A 16,585-nucleotide genomic window follows, 5' to 3' on the forward strand; every position below is an offset into this window, starting at 1 on the left:
CATTAATCGTGCGGCGACTTATTTGAATTTTCGGAAAGGAAAAGGGTCTATGAATAAAGGTTGGATTTTTGTCCTTTTAACTTCTCTATTCGAATTGATTTGGGTCTTTGGGTTCAATGTTGCCGATACTTGGTGGCACTGGGGTATCATCATTGTCGTTATTCTCATCGATATGCAGTTTCTTGCAAAAGCCTGCGAGTCGTTACCGACCGGCACCGTTTACGCCGTTTTTGTTCGTTAATATGGGTTGGCTATTCGTATTTGTTGCTGCTCTATTGGAACTGGTTGGGGTCATTGGTTTAAAAAAATTCAGCCAAAAGAAATCCATGTTGAATTTGCTGATGTTCTTTGGCGGATTTGGAGGTTCTTTTGCCTTTCTTTACGCTTCCTTTAACTATCTGCAAGTCAGCATCGCCTATGCGGTCTGGATTGGAATAGGAACCTCCGCTGCCGTTCTGGTAAACATGATCTTTTTTGGTGAATCCAAAAGCATCGGGCGCATCATCAGTCTCATGATCATTGTTATTGGTGTTGTTGGACTCAAAGCGGTTTCATAACCCTTTAACAAGCAAAATGTGAATCTGCCTGCTCGGGAATAATCGAAATCCAAAAAAGCATGCGCTCCCGGAAGGGGAACGCATGCTTTTGTTTTTTTGGACAAGTCCGCCGCTGGCCGGAACTTACGCCTTGATGGCGTATTTTTCGCGCGCCTGCTTGGTGGCCTCCACCATATTGCGCAGGGAGGCGACGGTTTCCTCGTATTTACGGGTTTTCAGGCCGCAATCCGGATTGATCCAGAATTGGGCCGGCTCGAGAACGCGCAGGGCCCGGTCGATCATCAAGCCCATTTCGGCGGCCGAAGGCACGCGCGGGCTGTGAATGTCATATACCCCGAGGCCGATCTCCTTGTCGTAAGTGTTCTTCTCAAAGCTTTCAATGAGCTCCCCGTGGCTGCGGGAGGTTTCGATCGAGATGACATCGGCGTCCAGCGCGTTGATCGAATCGATAATGTCATGAAATTCGCTGTAGCACATATGCGTATGGATCAGCGTCTCGTTTTGGACCGTGGAGGTCGACAGCCGGAACGCCCGTACCGCCCATTCCAAATAAGCCGGCCATTGTTCCCGTTTCAGCGGCAAGCCTTCGCGCAGCGCCGGTTCGTCGACCTGGATCATGCCGATGCCCGCGGCTTCCAGCGCCTCCACTTCTTCCCTTAGCGCAAGCGCGATCTGATAAGCCACTTCTTCGCGGGACTTATCGTCGCGCACAAACGACCAGTTCAAAATCGTCACCGGACCGGTCAGCATTCCTTTCACCGGCTTATCCGTTAGCGACTGGGCGTACACCGTTTCCGCCACGGTCATCGGCCCCGTCCATTCCACATCGCCATAGATGACCGGAGGTTTGACGCAGCGCGAACCGTAGGACTGCACCCAGCCGTTCGCCGTAAAGGCAAACCCGTTCAATTTCTCCCCGAAAAATTCCACCATATCGTTCCGTTCAAACTCGCCGTGCACCAACACATCCAGCCCGAGTTCGGCCTGCAGCTCGATCCAAATCCCGATCTGCTCCTTGATAAACGCCTCGTAACGCTCGCCCGTCCATTCGCCCTTGCGCCATTTTTGCCGGGCGCTGCGGATTTCCGGCGTCTGCGGGAAGCTGCCGATCGTCGTCGTCGGCAGCAGCGGCAGGTTCCAGCGCTTCCGCTGAAGCTTGCTCCGCACCTCATAGCTGTCCGGGCGGGAAGTCGGCTGCGCGGCCAAAGCGGCCATCCGCTGCTGGACCTGCCGGCTGTTGCGGGACGGCGACTGCTGCAGCGCGCGGCGCGCATGGTTCGCGCCTTCCGCTGCGGAGCGGACGGCATCGTAGCCAAGCCGGCCGGCCTTCGCCAGCAGCGCGACCTCCTCCAGCTTCTCGTCGGCAAAAGCGAGCGCTCCGCGCAAAACCGGCTCCAGCGTGCGCTCATTTTCGGCGCTGATCGGGACGTGCAGCAGGCTGCAGGAAGGCTGGATTACAATCCGGTCCGCCGGGACCGCTTCCACCAGCGTCTGCAGCGTTTCCAGCTTGCTGTCCAGGTCCGCCCGCCAAATGGCGCGGCCATCGATCAGACCTGCGCCCAGCAGCTTGTCTGCGGGAAACCCGAACTCGCGAACCGCCTGCAAATTGCGCCCTTTGTCATGCACGAAATCCAAACCGATGCCGTGAACCGGAAGCGCCGTGACGGCTTGGTAGTGATCGACCGCTTCGAAGTATGTTTGCAGGAACAGCTTGATGCCCGGGGCTTCTTGCGCCAGTTTGTCATAAATGCGGGCTATGCGCGGCAGTTCTTCTTCGGCTAGCGTGGTGCACAAAATCGGCTCATCGATCTGCACCCATTCCGCCCCTTCCGCCGCCAGTTCCCTCAGAATCTGCCCATACAATGGAAGCAGCCGGTCGATCCAGTTCTCAAGCTGATCCGCGGCATACCCCTTGGACAGCTTCAGGAACGTATACGGCCCGACGATGACCGGTCTGCCTTCGATGCCCAGCTCTGCTTTGGCCTCGCGGTAGGCTTCAAGCGGACGGTTGCGGGTCAGCTTAGGCTCGAGGTTCTCCCCCAGCTCCGGCACGATATAGTGGTAGTTCGTATTAAACCACTTCGTCATCTCGCAGGCCGCGGCTTCCCGGCTGCCTCTGGCCATGGCGTAATAAACGGACAAATCCGGCGTTCCGCCTTCGTAACCGAACCGTTGCGGAATCAGCCCGAACATAACGGCCGTGTCCAGCACATGGTCATAGTAAGTGAAGTCGCCGACCGGAATCACTTCGATTCCTTTTTCCTGTTGCAGCTTCAAGTTCTGAAGCCGTATGCCTTTGAGTTCCTCGTGGAGCTCCTTTTCCTCCAGCTTGCCGGACCAGTAAGCTTCCAACGCCTTCTTCCACTCGCGGTTTCGTCCGATGCGTGGATACCCCAAATTAGCGCTTTTCATATGCGTCTCACTCCTCGTTTCATCCTTCTCAAAATGGTTAGGAATAAGATAGCATACTTTAAAGTTTATAGAGTAAATCTAATTACCTATTACCTGTTATAACCAAAAACTATATCAACGCGCTTCGTTCACCACCGTTTGCTCCAACGCCTCAATATAGGCCGCGCCCAGCTTGGTCAGTTTGGCGTTGCGATGGCAAATCCACCCCACATTGATCGTTTCGTCGCTGGCCAGCGGAACCGGAATAATCTCATTTCCGTTCAGGTCCGAGCTAAGCACGCCGGTGGAGATCGTGTACCCGTTCAAGCCGATCAGCAGATTAAACAGGGTGGCCCGGTCGTTCACCTTAATGCTTTTCCGATGAGAAAGCGTGCTCAATATTTCCTCGGCAAAATGAAACGAATTGAACTCCCCCTGCTCGAAATATAAATACGGATAATCCTGAAGCTGATCCAGCGTGACCACGGCATGCTGCGCCAAAGGATTGCGGATGCTGACAAAGATATGCGCCTTCGCCTTAAACAGGCTGTTAAAAATCAAATTTCCGTCCTTCAGCAGCCGGTTGATCACCTTCGAATTGAATTCATTGATATATAAAATGCCGATTTCGCTGCGCTGGCTTTTGACGTCCTGGATGATTTCGTGCGTTTTGGTCTCCCGCAAGGCCAGCTCGTATTCGTCCTGCCCGTATTCCTGAACCAGCTGCACAAACGCGTTAACCGCAAACGCGTAATGCTGGGTGGAAACCGAGAAATGCTGGGGCGACGGCTTGGCGTTCAGGTAGCGGTTTTCCAAAAGTTCCGCCTGCTCCATCACCTGTCTGGCGTACGCGAGGAACTCGGCGCCTTCCTTGGAGAGCGTAATGCCTTTGTTCGTCCGCTCGAAAATCGTCATCTGGATGTTCTCCTCGAGCTCCCGGATGGCGTTGGAAAGGCTGGGCTGGGAAATAAACAATCTTCTCGCCGCCTCGTTCATCGAACCGCGGTTGGCCACTTCCACGACGTAACGAAGCTGCTGTAACGTTATTTTCATAGATATATTCACCCTTTGGCATTCATCGATTATACAGGTTTCTCCTAACGTAACACCGAACCCGTTTTCGGGCAAGCACCCGGGGAATTTATAGCAAGCAAATACCCGCCTCTCATTGGAAAAATCCAATAGATTGGCGGGATCGAATGTGATTTGCAGCTTTAAATGGAAAAATCCAATAGATTTTGCTCAGGTCGGGCGTTTTGCACCCTGCCGAGCTTAATCTATTGGAAATATCCAATGAGTGTCGCTGTATTCACTTTCCAATTTCAATTCTATTGGATTTATCCAATCAGAACATTGTGTCAGGCCGTTTGTGCTAGTTCCTACTCGTTAAGCGCAGCCTTCAGGGCCTGCAGATTTTGGCGCATCACGCCAATGTAATCCAGCCCCTTAGCCAAATCTTCTTCGGTCAAGCCTTCGATCGGATTCAAAACCGCCGACTTTGCTCCGATTTCGGAAGCGATCGTATCGGCCACTTTGGAGGACACCAGGGTTTCAAAAAAGATCGTCTTCACGTTGTGCTCTTTGGCAAACTGGACGATTTCGGCCATCTGGGCTGCCGACGGCTCCTGTTCCGGCGACAGCCCGGCGATCGGCACCTGGGTCAGCCCGTATTGTTTGGCCAGATAACCGAAGGCGGCATGCTGGGTAATAAAGTCCTTGCGTTTGCTGTTCTTGAGCGTTGCGGCAAATTCCTTATCGAGCGCCTCCAGCTCGGCTGCATATGCATCGGCGTTGGCTTTAAACTGGTCCGCGTACTGCGGAGCGGCTGCGGACAGTCCCTTTTCAATGTTGCGAACCTCCTCTATCGCCAGCGCCGGCGACAACCACACATGCGGATCCAAGCCGCCGTGATCGTGGTGGTGCCCGCTATCATCGTGAGCATGTTCGCTTTCTTCATGCGCATGCTCGCTTTCTTCATGCACATGGTCACCTTCCTCATGCGTATGTTCACCCTCCTCGTGCACATGGTCACCTTCCTCATCCGTATGTTCACCCTCTTCATGCGCATGTTCCCCATCTTCATGGGCCTCATCGCCATGTGCATGCTCATGCCCTTCCGCGCCTTCCACGATTTCAAGCCCTTGGCTGGCTTCAATCGCCTTTAGCCCTTTCCCCGTGGCGCTCTCCAGCACCTGGTCCACCCAGCCTTCCATCCCAGCTCCGTTGTACACGAGTACGTCAGCCTCGGTAATCGCGGCCATGTCCTGGGGCGTCGGCTCCCAATCATGCGGCTCCATGCCGGCGGGAACGAGGTTTTCCACGTTGGCCAGTTCCCCCGCCACATGACGCGTAAATTCGTACATCGGATAGAAGCTCGTTTTAATTTCCAATTTTTCCGTGGAAGGCGTATTGGCGGACGCTTCCGGCGCAGTGGACGAGCCGCCCGTTCCCGCGCTATTGGCCGGTGTATTGGCGTTTGATCCGCAGCCGGCCACAACCAACATCATAGATAGAGATAAAGCGATGATACTACGATTCCAAAATTTCATTTTTCATGTACTCCTTCTTTTTAATTTGTTGTGTGGCAGCCCGCCGGCCGCGAACCCGCAGCAGCTTTTGCAATAGGATCGTGACCACCAGAAAAACGAGCAAAATCAAGGCAATCGTTCCCCCAGGCGGGGTGTTGATGTAATACGAAACGCTTAGGCCGGAAAAAACGCCAACCAGCCCGGTGCCGACAGAGATGGCGATCGCCGCCGCAAAACCGGAAGCGACGCGCAAAGCCAGCGAGGCCGGCAGCACGATTAGCGCCGACACCAGCAGCACGCCTACGACGGGCATGGCCGCGGCTACGGTCATCCCGGTCAACACCGCGAAGGAAAAGGACAGCAGCTTAACCCGGACGCCGGAAATCGCGGCGGTTTCCTCATCGAACGTCAGATGATAAAGCGGGCGCCGCAGCAGAATAAAATAAATCAAACTGACCAAAGCAACGACAGCGATCAGGAACAATTGAGTATCGCCAACCGCGACAATGGAGCCGAACAGATAAGAGCTGAAGCTTTGACTCAAATTTTGCTTCACGCTCATAAGCACGACGGCAAGCGCCAGCCCCGAATTCATGATGATCGCTACCGGCAGTTCGCTGTATGTACGGTAGGAACGGCGAAGCTGCTCGATGACGACTCCTCCGGCAATGGCCACCGCAAAACCGCAAAGCGCAGGATTCAGATGCAGCACCGAGCCCAAAGCCACCCCGGCCAGGGATACATGGGACAACGTATCCGCCATCAACGCCTGGCGGCGAAGCATAAGGTAAACCCCGAGCAGCGGAGCGATGATCCCGATTAAACCTCCTGCCCAAAAGGCGCGCTGCATGAATTCGTAACCGAACATCGCCATCCTTCATCCTCCTCCCGCTCCAACCTAATCAAGGTGTCGAGATACGGCGCCGTTTCCTCCAGCCCGTGGGTGACCATAATCACCGTCCGGCCTTGGCTCGTTACGTCTTGCCTTAACAACTCGTAAAGCGCCGTCCGGCTCGCCGCATCCATGCCCGTAGCGGGCTCATCCAATATGAGCACCTGAGGCTCCTGGGCCAGCGCCCGGGCAATGCAGACGCGTTGTTTTTGGCCTCCCGACAGCTCGCCGATTTTACGATTACGAAACTCCCACATGCCCACCTGTTTCAAGCTGCGCTCTACAACCTGCCGCTGCTCCTCTTTGAACCGGCCAAACAACCCCAAGCGGGAATAACAGCCCGAACGGACCAGTTCAATGACTTTGCTGGGAAAACCTGCATTAAAGGAAGACACTTGCTGCGGCACATAGCCGACAACCACCTTTGAACCGTCTTCCTGGAACCGGTTAAACCTCACCGAACCGCTCCAAGGCTTAAGCAGCCCCAGCATCAGCTTGAGCAAAGTCGACTTGGCCGTACCGTTGGCCCCCGCGATCCCGATAAATTGTCCGGTATGGATGTCGAGGGACAAGTTTTCGATGACGGGCTCGTTCCCGTATCCAAAAACAACCTCGCGCATGGACGATAAAATCATGCTAACCTCTTCCTTTAATCGTAATCATTACGTATTAACGTCAAATATATTATCGTAATCATTACGATTTGTAAACCCCTTTGCTGTTTTACTTATTCATTAGTTGCGGCGGAATGGGCACCTTTCCCTGGATTTTTAAATATATTGAGGAAAAAGGGGGGATTAGAAATGGAATTAAATGCGGCTCAAGTTCAGCGGGCTTTATTTCTGGCCGCGGTGTGCAGTCAGACCTACGCGCAATTTTCGAACGAAGACGGATCGTTTGTCCTCCCGCCCGGATATTCGCTGTTTGATACGATCGAAGCCAAATCCTTCATCGGCGTTTGGGAACGCTTCGGATTCATTCTCCATTCCCCGGAGGAAATCGTGATCGCTTTTCGCGGCACCAGTTCGACGACCAACTGGATCGCCGACGCCATCGCCTCGCAAAAAAGCTGCGGTTATATCAAGGAGTCCTCCCTCACTCACCGCGGCTTCACCGGCATTTACGCTTCGGCCCGGAAGCAGGTCTTGTCCGCCCTGCGCCGCTTGCCGCAGGAAAAACCCCTTTTCGTTGCCGGCCATAGTCTAGGCGGGGCCCTTGCCACCTTATGCGCCGTCGACATGGCGGCAAACACCGCGCGTACCCCCGTTTTGTTTACGTTCGGCTCCCCGCGCGTCGGCGATCCCGATTTTGCCAAAGCTTTCGCCAAATACGTCCCCAACAGCTACCGAATCGCCAACCCGTTCGACGTCGTTAGCCATGCGCCGCCCTATATCTACAAGCTTCCGAAACGAGAAAAAACGTACTATTACCGCCACGTTCCGGCTTCCTGCCCGCTGATTTTCCAGAACGGCTCCGTACCCGCCAATCACGTCATCGAAAGTTACTTTGCGGAACTGGCCAAGCTGGATGCGGATTACGCCGAGCGGCTGGCCGCGGCAAGCCCGGGGTTTTGCCCGGTCCCGGTATCCTCCCGGCTGTCTTTAAATTCATTTGTTTAAAAACTACAATTGGGCTCCAACTCCAGCGAAAAACATAAGGACATAAAATGGCCCTATTCCGGCGATATCCGTCCATTTGGGAGCAATAGGTGAATTTTATGTCGCTATTTTTTCGAATCGCAGGGAAATGAACGCATCTCTGGATCATTCATAGAAAATAAGCACAGAAAAATCCTCTAATGGGGATCAACATGCCTTGCTCCGGATAATAAGAACATAAAGTTCCGCTATTTTGAAGGCCAACGATTGGTCGTTCCGGCTGTCTCATCGAGGCATCCGAAACAAAGTTAAGAAGCCGCTAACCGGCAAATGCTGCAGCTAGTGGCTTATCATCTTTCCATATTATAAATAAACGAACGGCTCTTTCGAATCGATAAATGTAACCGGAATACCGCCCACCAAAGGCTTCAGCCATTCCGCCATAAATTTCATGCCCCATTCCTCGCTCCGCTCATGGCCCAGCACAATCATGCCCTTGTTCATGCCGAGCATCGCTGCATCATTGACATAAGCGCAAAGGGTCCATTCCGTGATCTCGCCGCAAACCATCACATCCAAGTCCTCGTCCCGCATTAACTCCATGGGCATTTGTTCTCTGCCCAGGCCTAAGCTGCCTCCACCGACCAAAATCCCGACCCTGGAACATTTCATTTCGGGATTGCCGACAATTTGGATCATGTCCATCGCCAATTTCCGTTTAAAAAACCGCGCCAACTTGGCCAAAGTCGTCTCTTGAATCCGATAGAGAAAAGGGCGCTGCTCGTCCACCAAGTTGTTTTCCCAGCCGATTTCCCTTAGAAGTCCATCGTAAATCCGGTCCGTTTTGGCCCGGTGCATGTAATCATGGTAACGCCAAATCGCCAAACGGTTGTCTTCGATCAACTTTTTTTTGGCGGCATATAATGGATCTTCCTTCAGCCAATCGGTGGCATCCTTCCCCGTATAAAAGCTCGGCTCATGCGTGATGATCATATTGGCGCCGGCGGCAACGGCCTGCTTGATCACCTCAATCGTGACCATAAACGTCGTTGCGATTCCTTCCACCGGCGTATCATAGCTTCCGCTAATTAACTGATCGCATGTTTTTTCCAGCCGGAAAGCACCGCATGAATCCTCAATAATCGCCTCGATAACTTCCCCTACTTTCATCTGCTTCCGCCTTCCTCTCTATCTAAAGGTTTTAATAATCCCATATTACGGCTTGAAATGCAACTTGCCCTTCCTTTGCAAAAAAACGAATAGCTTGACTGGCTTGGTCCGGAAAAATTCTGGCGGTGAACACTTCTTCCCCCTCGTTTACAAATACCTCTACGGAGGAAGTATCCACAAACAAATGAAACTTTATCTTATCGCCATCCCCTTAGCAAGCTCTCACCGTACCATACTCCACACCTGTTGGTTCGCCGGATAAGGTGCGGTCGAGAATTACCTTTTTTTGCACGGCATCATATTTCACCACGGTTTTGTTCTTATCGCCCGCGCGAAATTCAATCCCGAATTCCGCCGCATCTCCAGTTGCAAATTCACAAATCAGTTCATATGCGGCTCCCGTAAAACCTTCATACCTTTTAGCATCGTTAAAAATGGTGTCGGCCGCTCTAGCTTCTTTCTTGCGGAGAGTCTGAAGCTCCCGAACAGGCTGTTGAATCAGTTTCCCGCCATGAACGGTTAATTCCCGCGGCAGCGTTAAGCAATGCGCCCATCCGCTCGGGTCGGTCGGATAATCGATTTCTGGCAAGCCCATCCAGCCGATTAAAATCCGCCGTCCCGCAGGATCCACCATCGTTTGCGGAGCGTAAAAATCAAAGCCCCGGTCAAGCTCGGCAAACGGACCGTGCCGCAGCGTTTTTTCCCGCAAATCCAATGTTCCGCCCAGGACATAACCCGCTTGATAGATATTCCGATATCGCTCTCCGGCCGGTTCCAATCCTTGCGGCGAAAAAATAAACACTCCATGGTTTTGCAATTCAAAATAATCCGGACATTCCCACATGTAACCGAAACGCCCCAACTCAGTCCCGATTTCTCCTTCAAATGTCCATTCCAGCAAATCGAGTGAGCTGTATAGGACGGCACAGCCTGTTTCATCCGTTCTTTGAGCTCCAATCACCGCGTAGAATTTGTTCCCGTCCTTCCACACTTTAGGATCGCGAAAATGCTCCGTATATCTGCTTGGGGCGTGATCAATCACCGGCTTGTCCAGCTTGGAGATGTTTCCGAATGAGTCCATCACGGCAATGCATTGATAGGGGTGTCGAACCGAATTCTCATCCCGCGTGTTGCCCGTATAAAATAAGTGCAGCTTCCCGTCGTTCTCATTGGCGCTGCCCGAATAAACTCCGTGGCGGTCAAAAACAGCGTCCGGCTTCAGGCCGATTCCGGCATTTTCCCAATGAACCAGATCCTTGGATTTGGTGTGGTACCAATATTTTAAACCGTGGACCGGGCCCAGAGGGTGCCATTGATAAAACAAGTGGTATTCTCCATTAAAAAAAGAAAATCCGTTAGGGTCATTAAGAAGTCCCATGACAGGCTGTACATGAAAGGTTTGCCGCCAAGGACAACGATTGACTTTGGATAGCAGCAGGTTCATCTCATCTTCACTTGCATCCTCGATTCGGCGGTATTTTTGTTCTCTCAGCCACTCCATTTGTGTTGCTCCTTTATATTCTGCATCTGCAATTTAAAATGGGTATTGCCTTTTGCAGAACCGGTTCCACAAAAGGCAATAAAGTTTCGTATCAAAGCGTTAAACTCAATAAGGTCTCATTGATCCGTACCGTTTCTTTTTCCGTCCGAGCGATGTTTTTATAAGTGCTTGAATTGGTAATTATGATCGGCGTGGTGACTTCGTAGCCCGCTTCTTTAATCTTGTCCAGATCAAAGCTGACAAGCAGATCTCCGCGTTTGACACGATCGCCTTCCTTCACCTGCGGCGAGAAGTGCTGTCCTTTTAATTTGACAGTGTCAATGCCGATGTGGATTAAAATTTCAGTACCTTCATCCGAAGTAATATAGATGCCGTGACCCGTGCGAAAAACGTTGGAAATTACGCCATTCACCGGTGATACCGCCTTCCCTTCGGCCGGCTCGACGGCCACCCCTTTTCCCATCGCTTCGGACGAGAAAGCCGGGTCGTTCACTTCGCTTAACGCTTTAACGCTTCCGGTTAGCGGGCTTGCCACCGTCAGTTCTTTGGCATCCTTATTATCCGCTTCAAGCGCGTTCTCCGGCGCTTTCTTCTTCTCTTCGTAACCAAAAAGCAGAACCAGCAGCATCGCGCCAAAGAAACCAACGCCCATGCTAATCACATATCCCCAAACCGGCTGAAAAGTCGGAATGACGAAAATCCCCCCGGCCATTTGCGTCGCTTTGACTCCAAACGCGCCGCACAGCCCGGCCGCAATCGCATTCATAATGATGGCGATAATAAACACACGCTTAAAGCGGAAAAACAAACCATAAATAACCGGCTCCGTAATCCCCGATAAAAAAGCCGGGATAAAGCTGGAGAGTGACGTGGATCTAATATTTTTATCCTTCGTTTTCAAAAAAACGCCCAGCGCAATGCCCGCTCCCACAAAAGCCGTGGCTTGTACGGGTCCCAACAGATGATCGTATCCAATCGTTGCGAGATTTGAAATCATCACGGGAACCAGCGCCCAGTGAAGCCCCATAATGACTACCGGGATTGAAACCGCGCCGAACACAAAAGTCGTTAAAATCGCACTTTTGCCCATGGCAAAACTAATGGCCGAAGCAAGCGCATTCCCGATATAAACGCCAAACGGACCAAACACGATGACGGTCAGAGGCACGACAATCATCAATGACAGCATGGGGATCACTAAGGTTTGCAAATCTTTGTGAACGATTTTTTTCAGGAATCTTTCCAGTACGGCATAGGTGCTGACCGCCAAAATAACCGGGAACACCGTGGACGAGTAGGTCATCAACACGACGGGAATGCCTATAAATGAGCTTTTGTCTCCATGCTGCAGCAACCCTGTAAAGTTGGGCTCCAGCAAAGCGGCCCCGATCGTGCCTGCGACATAGGGATTGACCCCCATTTTCATACCGAACGTAACCCCGAGGATGATCGGCAGGAAATAAAATACGGCGTTGGCAGCGGCGGACAAAATAAAGTAGGTGCCGCTTTCCGGCGAAAGCCAGCCCAGCATGACCAGAATGCCGATCAACGCTTTTAACATACCCGAGCCTAAAATGGCCGGAATAATGGGCGAAAAGCTGCCCTGAATCACATCGAAAATTTTGGACTTTTTCTTGCCGTTCGATTTGCCGCCGTCTTCTGCAGCGCTTTCATTCCCGCTCCCGATGTTGCTGATTTTCGTAATCTCTTTATACACCTCGGGGACATGCATGCCGATAACGACTTGAAATTGGCCCGCGCTTTCAACAACTTGGAGAATATCCAATTTTTCAAGCTTTTCTTTATCCGCCTTGTTATTGTCCTTGAGCATGAATCTTAATCGGGTCACGCAATGAGTGAGGCTTGATACGTTTTCTTCCCCTCCGACGGATTGGAGAATATCCTTCGCCAACTTTTGATAGCTCATTTCCTTCTCTCCCTAAAATGTAAATTAAAACGCTAAGAGGAACCGGTTCCAAAACTCCTGAAAAAGAAAACCGATGACTAGAACCGGTTCCATGCGAGTTATTCTATTCCCTTTTCGATTTATTGTCAACGCTTTCTCGCTCAATCATTTCAAATTTGGATAACGTGACCGGCGGAAAATCCTCTCCGTTAACCAGTTTGATCATCCCGCCTGCCGCGTCCCGGCCTGCGTCCTTATAATAAAACTTAATCGTAGTCAATCCGGGGTGGGTGATCTCGGTGACTTCATACCCTCCAAAACCTGTGATCGACAAATCCTCGGGAACGCGAATCCCTTTTAGGTGAGCCGCTTTTAATGCGCCAAGCGCAATGTTATCGGTCGCGCATACCAGAATCGAGGGATGGAAGGCGTCGATGATGCCGCCGGCTTTTTTCACCGCCTCCTCCATTTTAAAGCTTGTCTCATAGTACTTAACTTCACAGTTCCCCGCTTCGCTCACGGCCCGTTTGAACCCTTCCTTGCGCTTCAAGCCGACTGCGATATCTTTTTCGGAAACGCCCAGATAGGCGATTTTCCGGTGGCCATTCCGAAGAACGTATTTGCCGATTTCGTAGCCGGCCGATTCGTCGTTATGTATCACGCTGTACACTTGGTCATGCTGCTGGCCTACCAGGATCACAGGAATGTTCATTTTATCGAACGCCTCCAGATGAGCGTCGGTAATTTGCGTAGCAAGCAAAATAATGCCGGCCACCTTTTGATTGGACAAACTGTAGATACTTTCAATTTCCCGCTCCAAATCCTGATTGGTATTCGCAATCAACATTTGGTAATTCAGCGCTCTCAATTGCTCATCAATCCCGATTAACACCTGCGACGAAGCAAAAGAATCGAGCCGGGGAACCACCGTTCCGATAATGTTGGTTTTTTTGGCTTTTAGGCTTTGCGCAAAGGTGTTGGGGACGTACCCCGTATGATGGATAACTTGTTCAATCTTCTTTTTGGTCGCTTCGCTGATCGGCCCGCCGTTCAGATAGCGTGAAACCGTACTTTTGGCCACGCCGGCCAGCTTGGCGATATCCGCAATTGTTTTCATTCTTCCAACCCCGTGTATCAAAAAATTATGATTCTATGGGATGTATTTTATCCCATATTGTTAAACAAAGCCACTTAGATCACGATATCGGTCCGGTGGCGGCTTCATGTTCTCCTCCCCATCGCGGAGCTGTACGGCGCATAATTTTTCATCACCCATTCGTGAAAAATCCGGAAGGCGGCACTGGCATCGGGCGCCGGAAATATGAATCTGCCGCGCGCTTCCTTGCGGCTAACGCGAGAATCGGCAAGCGCTTTGTCCTCCCCTTCGTCCAGAAATACTTCGTAGGCGCCGTCTTTGTTTTTGAAGCCCACGGCGTGGATATCAAGCCCCTGCTTCAAAAAGTCCAGATGAATCACGGAAGGACCGGGCTCGGTGAGCCATTCGCCGCCGAAGCTTTGTTCGTCCACGAGATAACCTTGAAAATAGCCGTCAACCGCGGCGTTCAGCCGCTCGATGAAAGCATGCAGCCGGCCGAAGGGGAAGTTGCCGATTTGAAACGCGTCATCGTCGGCATATTCCCAAAGGAGATGCTCGAGGATTTTGGCCTGCGTGAAGCTGACGGCCCTGGCGAGCTCCCGGTCAAGCGGTTGTCCGAGCGTCTGCCGGACGATCTCCTTCAAGCTCTGATAATACTCCCCAAATAAGTCCGCATCGAAAAACGCCTCTTCGCTTAACCGGTACAAAAAGCTATTTTCCGCGCCATGAAAATTATCCATTAATACTTGCAAATGCTGGTTCATCAGGTTCCCTTCCTTGGTTCCAAGTGAAATCTTGGCGGTTAGTTATTCTGTATAACTCTACGATAACCGGGAGCGCTTTTTTTGTAAATTATATCGCCAAAACGTGATGTCCAAGTTAAAATAAGGTAATTCGAAAAACAGGCTTAAAACCAGGGAGGTATGGAAATGGTGCAGGATCATTTAATCCGTATCGAAGGAAAGGCCATTGAACTGCGTTATGCGCGCGTCACGGATCTGGACGCCTATTTCGCCTTTTTGCAGGATGTGGAGATGCTGCGGCTGACGGGGAGCCAGGGGGATTTTACCCGGGAAAGTACGGAAGTTTGGCTGCAAAAGATCAGCCAGGCGAATGAGGACCGGATCGACTTGATCATCGTAACGAAGGATTCGGGCGAATTGATTGGCGAAGTGGTCTTAAACGAGATCGATCCCGTAAACCGGAGCGCAAACATCCGGATCGGGATCAAAGGAACCGAGCATCGCGGGAAGGGGTACGGAACGGAAGCGCTGATGCATATGCTGCGTTACGGCTTCGAGGTTTTGCGGCTGCACCGGATTCATTTGGGGGTCTACTCGTTTAATCCGCGCGCGATTCATGTGTATGAGAAAATAGGCTTCCGCCGGGAAGGAGTGCTGCGCGACGAGCTCTTTATGGACGGCGGATTCCATGATTCGATCCTGATGTCGATGCTGGAGGACGAATTTCGCGCTCTGCATTCCCAAGAAGGTGCATAACGGCGCTAACAGGTGTAACTAAAGCAAAAAAAGGATGAGGTGACGATAATATGGGCAACGAATTAATTCGCGCATTTCAATTGTTGAAAGAAAAAGAATGGGTGGACTTGACGCATACGTTTGGTCCGGACTCCCCTCATTTTGCGGCTTTTCCCGACGCCGAATTTACGACATTGTTCGATCATGATGACGGTTTTTTGGCGCAAAGCTTTACGTTCGCAGGGCAATACGGAACCCACCTGGATGCCCCGATTCACTTTGTCCGGAACAAGCGCTTTCTGGACGAGCTGGAGTTGAAGGAGCTGGCGCTCCCGCTCATTGTGATCGATAAATCCAAAGAAGCGGCGGAAAACCATGACTATACGCTCAGCATAGAAGATATTTTGCAATTTGAAGCCGAACACGGCAAGGTCGCGGAGGGCTGCTTTGTCGCTCTGCGCACCGATTGGAGCAAGCGCTGGCCTGATAAAGAAGCGTTCAGCAACAAGGATGCCGACGGCAACAGCCACACCCCCGGCTGGTCGCTGGCCGCGCTGAAATTTCTGTTTCAAGAACGGAACATCAAGGCGATCGGCCATGAAACGTTTGACACGGACGCAAGCAGCGATTATCAAAAAAACGGCGCCCTTCTCGCCGAGTATTACGTGCTTGAGCAAGACACCTATCAGGTCGAGCTGTTGCGCAATTTGGATAAAGTGCCTGCCACGGGCGCCGTCATCTTTAATATCGTACCGAAGCCGCACAAAGCATCGGGATTTCCGGTGCGGTCATTTGCCATTTTGCCGTAAAGCCGCCCCAATTGAAACGCGCCGTTGCCAAAGCGGCGTGTTTTTCTACTACAGCCCGTCAGCTTCCAGATTTCTCTTCTCCCCCTTCTACCTGGGCCACAGTCCTCTACCCCGCCGGAAATTATCTAACTCAACTTTCGCAATATGAAAATTGGCAAGTAAGTGTTGATATAATTGGTCGAAGCAGCTATCGAGACCTGAAGTTGACACTGAAAAACTATCCCGGTCGTTTAGGCGACTTTGTGGATTAATTCCAGCAGTCGTGGTAAAGCGATCGCTCCATCCGAGTGTACCTGCTTCGTACTCCAGCTTTCTGGGTCTATTGTTGAAAGGAATAGTTGCAAAATATACAGTAGCTTATCCGGAAATGCTGCCACAGCGCTTGATCAAGTGTAAAACCTGCAATTACTCCGCTATATTTCGATAAAGAAGCAAAAAGACGAGGAAGTAGTTGTATGAAATGCAATTAAATAAGTAATTGGGCAAAAAGATGTAAAGTTAGTTGTATGATTTGCAATTAATGGTCAAGATTAAAATTTTACTCGTAGTCCATCTGTACAGTATCAGCGGTTAAGCCGTTTTTTCGTCCTGCGAACGTTGAGTTCCAGTATCTTAAAAAAGGCGATCGGGCCGATATATCCGGCACCAATCGCCTCTCG

Annotated in this window: 13 protein-coding genes and 2 pseudogenes; 5 read left to right on the forward strand and 10 right to left on the reverse strand. The window is 51.5% G+C overall.

All coding sequences use genetic code 11. The features are described 5' to 3' along the window. Positions 1–49: 49 nt before the first annotated feature. Positions 50–232: pseudogene (locus DYE26_RS10755) on the forward strand (SMR family transporter); the annotation flags it as partial. 10 nt (positions 233–242) lie between these two features. Next, positions 243–557: a DMT family transporter gene (locus DYE26_RS10760; protein WP_036628401.1), complete on the forward strand. Its 315-nt coding sequence runs from the start codon at positions 243–245 to the stop codon at positions 555–557. 123 nt (positions 558–680) lie between these two features. Here DYE26_RS10760 and metE read toward each other — a convergent pair whose 3' ends face one another. From metE to DYE26_RS10785, 5 genes are all read right to left on the reverse strand, one after another. Further along, on the reverse strand, positions 681–2,969 hold the full coding sequence (gene metE, locus DYE26_RS10765) for a 5-methyltetrahydropteroyltriglutamate--homocysteine S-methyltransferase (RefSeq protein WP_036624036.1): 2,289 nt from the start codon (positions 2,967–2,969) through the stop codon (positions 681–683). Positions 2,970–3,083: 114 nt separating this feature from the next. Next, complete coding sequence (locus tag DYE26_RS10770; RefSeq protein ID WP_036628402.1) at positions 3,084–3,995, reverse strand: LysR family transcriptional regulator; 912 nt, start codon at positions 3,993–3,995, stop codon at positions 3,084–3,086. A gap of 332 nt (positions 3,996–4,327) precedes the next feature. Further along, positions 4,328–5,497: a metal ABC transporter substrate-binding protein gene (locus DYE26_RS10775; protein ID WP_036624037.1), complete on the reverse strand. Its 1,170-nt coding sequence runs from the start codon at positions 5,495–5,497 to the stop codon at positions 4,328–4,330. Then, positions 5,478–6,350 (reverse strand): metal ABC transporter permease, encoded by an 873-nt coding sequence (locus tag DYE26_RS10780; RefSeq protein WP_036624038.1) that lies wholly within the window; start codon positions 6,348–6,350, stop codon positions 5,478–5,480. Before DYE26_RS10780 ends, DYE26_RS10775 begins: the two co-directional genes overlap by 20 nt. Next, positions 6,296–7,003 carry a metal ABC transporter ATP-binding protein gene (locus tag DYE26_RS10785; protein ID WP_036624039.1) on the reverse strand — a complete coding sequence of 236 codons (708 nt, stop codon included), beginning with the start codon at positions 7,001–7,003 and terminating at the stop codon, positions 6,296–6,298. Before DYE26_RS10785 ends, DYE26_RS10780 begins: the two co-directional genes overlap by 55 nt. Before the next feature lie 168 nt (positions 7,004–7,171). Between DYE26_RS10785 and DYE26_RS10790 the strand changes: the two genes are divergently transcribed. Next, positions 7,172–7,987 carry a lipase family protein gene (locus DYE26_RS10790; protein WP_036624040.1) on the forward strand — a complete coding sequence of 272 codons (816 nt, stop codon included), beginning with the start codon at positions 7,172–7,174 and terminating at the stop codon, positions 7,985–7,987. Between the two features lie 342 nt (positions 7,988–8,329). Here the strand turns inward: DYE26_RS10790 and DYE26_RS10795 are convergent, their stop codons facing one another. The 5 genes and pseudogenes from DYE26_RS10795 to DYE26_RS10815 all read right to left on the reverse strand — a co-directional run bounded on the left by DYE26_RS10795 (position 8,330) and on the right by DYE26_RS10815 (position 14,403). Then, on the reverse strand, positions 8,330–9,136 hold the full coding sequence (locus DYE26_RS10795) for a Nif3-like dinuclear metal center hexameric protein (protein WP_036624041.1): 807 nt from the start codon (positions 9,134–9,136) through the stop codon (positions 8,330–8,332). Positions 9,137–9,167: 31 nt separating this feature from the next. After that, a pseudogene (locus DYE26_RS10800) lies at positions 9,168–10,637 on the reverse strand (glycoside hydrolase family 32 protein). A 91-nt stretch (positions 10,638–10,728) separates the two neighbouring features. Further along, positions 10,729–12,564 (reverse strand): beta-glucoside-specific PTS transporter subunit IIABC, encoded by a 1,836-nt coding sequence (locus DYE26_RS10805; RefSeq protein ID WP_036624042.1) that lies wholly within the window; start codon positions 12,562–12,564, stop codon positions 10,729–10,731. A 103-nt stretch (positions 12,565–12,667) separates the two neighbouring features. Beyond that, positions 12,668–13,660, reverse strand: coding sequence for a LacI family DNA-binding transcriptional regulator (locus tag DYE26_RS10810; RefSeq protein WP_036624043.1), 993 nt, complete (start codon positions 13,658–13,660; stop codon positions 12,668–12,670). 104 nt (positions 13,661–13,764) lie between these two features. Continuing rightward, positions 13,765–14,403 carry an Imm41 family immunity protein gene (locus DYE26_RS10815; protein ID WP_036624044.1) on the reverse strand — a complete coding sequence of 213 codons (639 nt, stop codon included), beginning with the start codon at positions 14,401–14,403 and terminating at the stop codon, positions 13,765–13,767. A gap of 165 nt (positions 14,404–14,568) precedes the next feature. Here DYE26_RS10815 and DYE26_RS10820 point away from each other — a divergent pair, with 165 nt between their 5' ends. After that, positions 14,569–15,138: a GNAT family N-acetyltransferase gene (locus DYE26_RS10820; protein WP_036624045.1), complete on the forward strand. Its 570-nt coding sequence runs from the start codon at positions 14,569–14,571 to the stop codon at positions 15,136–15,138. A 50-nt stretch (positions 15,139–15,188) separates the two neighbouring features. After that, positions 15,189–15,926 carry a cyclase family protein gene (locus tag DYE26_RS10825; protein ID WP_036624046.1) on the forward strand — a complete coding sequence of 246 codons (738 nt, stop codon included), beginning with the start codon at positions 15,189–15,191 and terminating at the stop codon, positions 15,924–15,926. The last annotated feature ends 659 nt before the right edge of the window (positions 15,927–16,585 follow it).

Source organism: Paenibacillus macerans (assembly GCF_900454495.1).
Lineage (GTDB): Bacteria > Bacillota > Bacilli > Paenibacillales > Paenibacillaceae > Fontibacillus > Fontibacillus macerans.

Coding starts and splice junctions, on each gene's coding strand:
- DYE26_RS10825 (WP_036624046.1), top strand. CDS start 15,189: ATGGGCAACGAATTAATTCGCGCATTTCAATTGTTGAAAGAAAAAGAA.
- DYE26_RS10805 (WP_036624042.1), bottom strand. CDS start 12,564: ATGAGCTATCAAAAGTTGGCGAAGGATATTCTCCAATCCGTCGGAGGG.
- DYE26_RS10780 (WP_036624038.1), bottom strand. CDS start 6,350: ATGGCGATGTTCGGTTACGAATTCATGCAGCGCGCCTTTTGGGCAGGA.
- DYE26_RS10785 (WP_036624039.1), bottom strand. CDS start 7,003: ATGATTTTATCGTCCATGCGCGAGGTTGTTTTTGGATACGGGAACGAG.
- DYE26_RS10790 (WP_036624040.1), top strand. CDS start 7,172: ATGGAATTAAATGCGGCTCAAGTTCAGCGGGCTTTATTTCTGGCCGCG.
- DYE26_RS10760 (WP_036628401.1), top strand. CDS start 243: ATGGGTTGGCTATTCGTATTTGTTGCTGCTCTATTGGAACTGGTTGGG.
- DYE26_RS10810 (WP_036624043.1), bottom strand. CDS start 13,660: ATGAAAACAATTGCGGATATCGCCAAGCTGGCCGGCGTGGCCAAAAGT.
- metE (WP_036624036.1), bottom strand. CDS start 2,969: ATGAAAAGCGCTAATTTGGGGTATCCACGCATCGGACGAAACCGCGAG.
- DYE26_RS10815 (WP_036624044.1), bottom strand. CDS start 14,403: ATGAACCAGCATTTGCAAGTATTAATGGATAATTTTCATGGCGCGGAA.
- DYE26_RS10775 (WP_036624037.1), bottom strand. CDS start 5,497: ATGAAATTTTGGAATCGTAGTATCATCGCTTTATCTCTATCTATGATG.
- DYE26_RS10795 (WP_036624041.1), bottom strand. CDS start 9,136: ATGAAAGTAGGGGAAGTTATCGAGGCGATTATTGAGGATTCATGCGGT.
- DYE26_RS10820 (WP_036624045.1), top strand. CDS start 14,569: ATGGTGCAGGATCATTTAATCCGTATCGAAGGAAAGGCCATTGAACTG.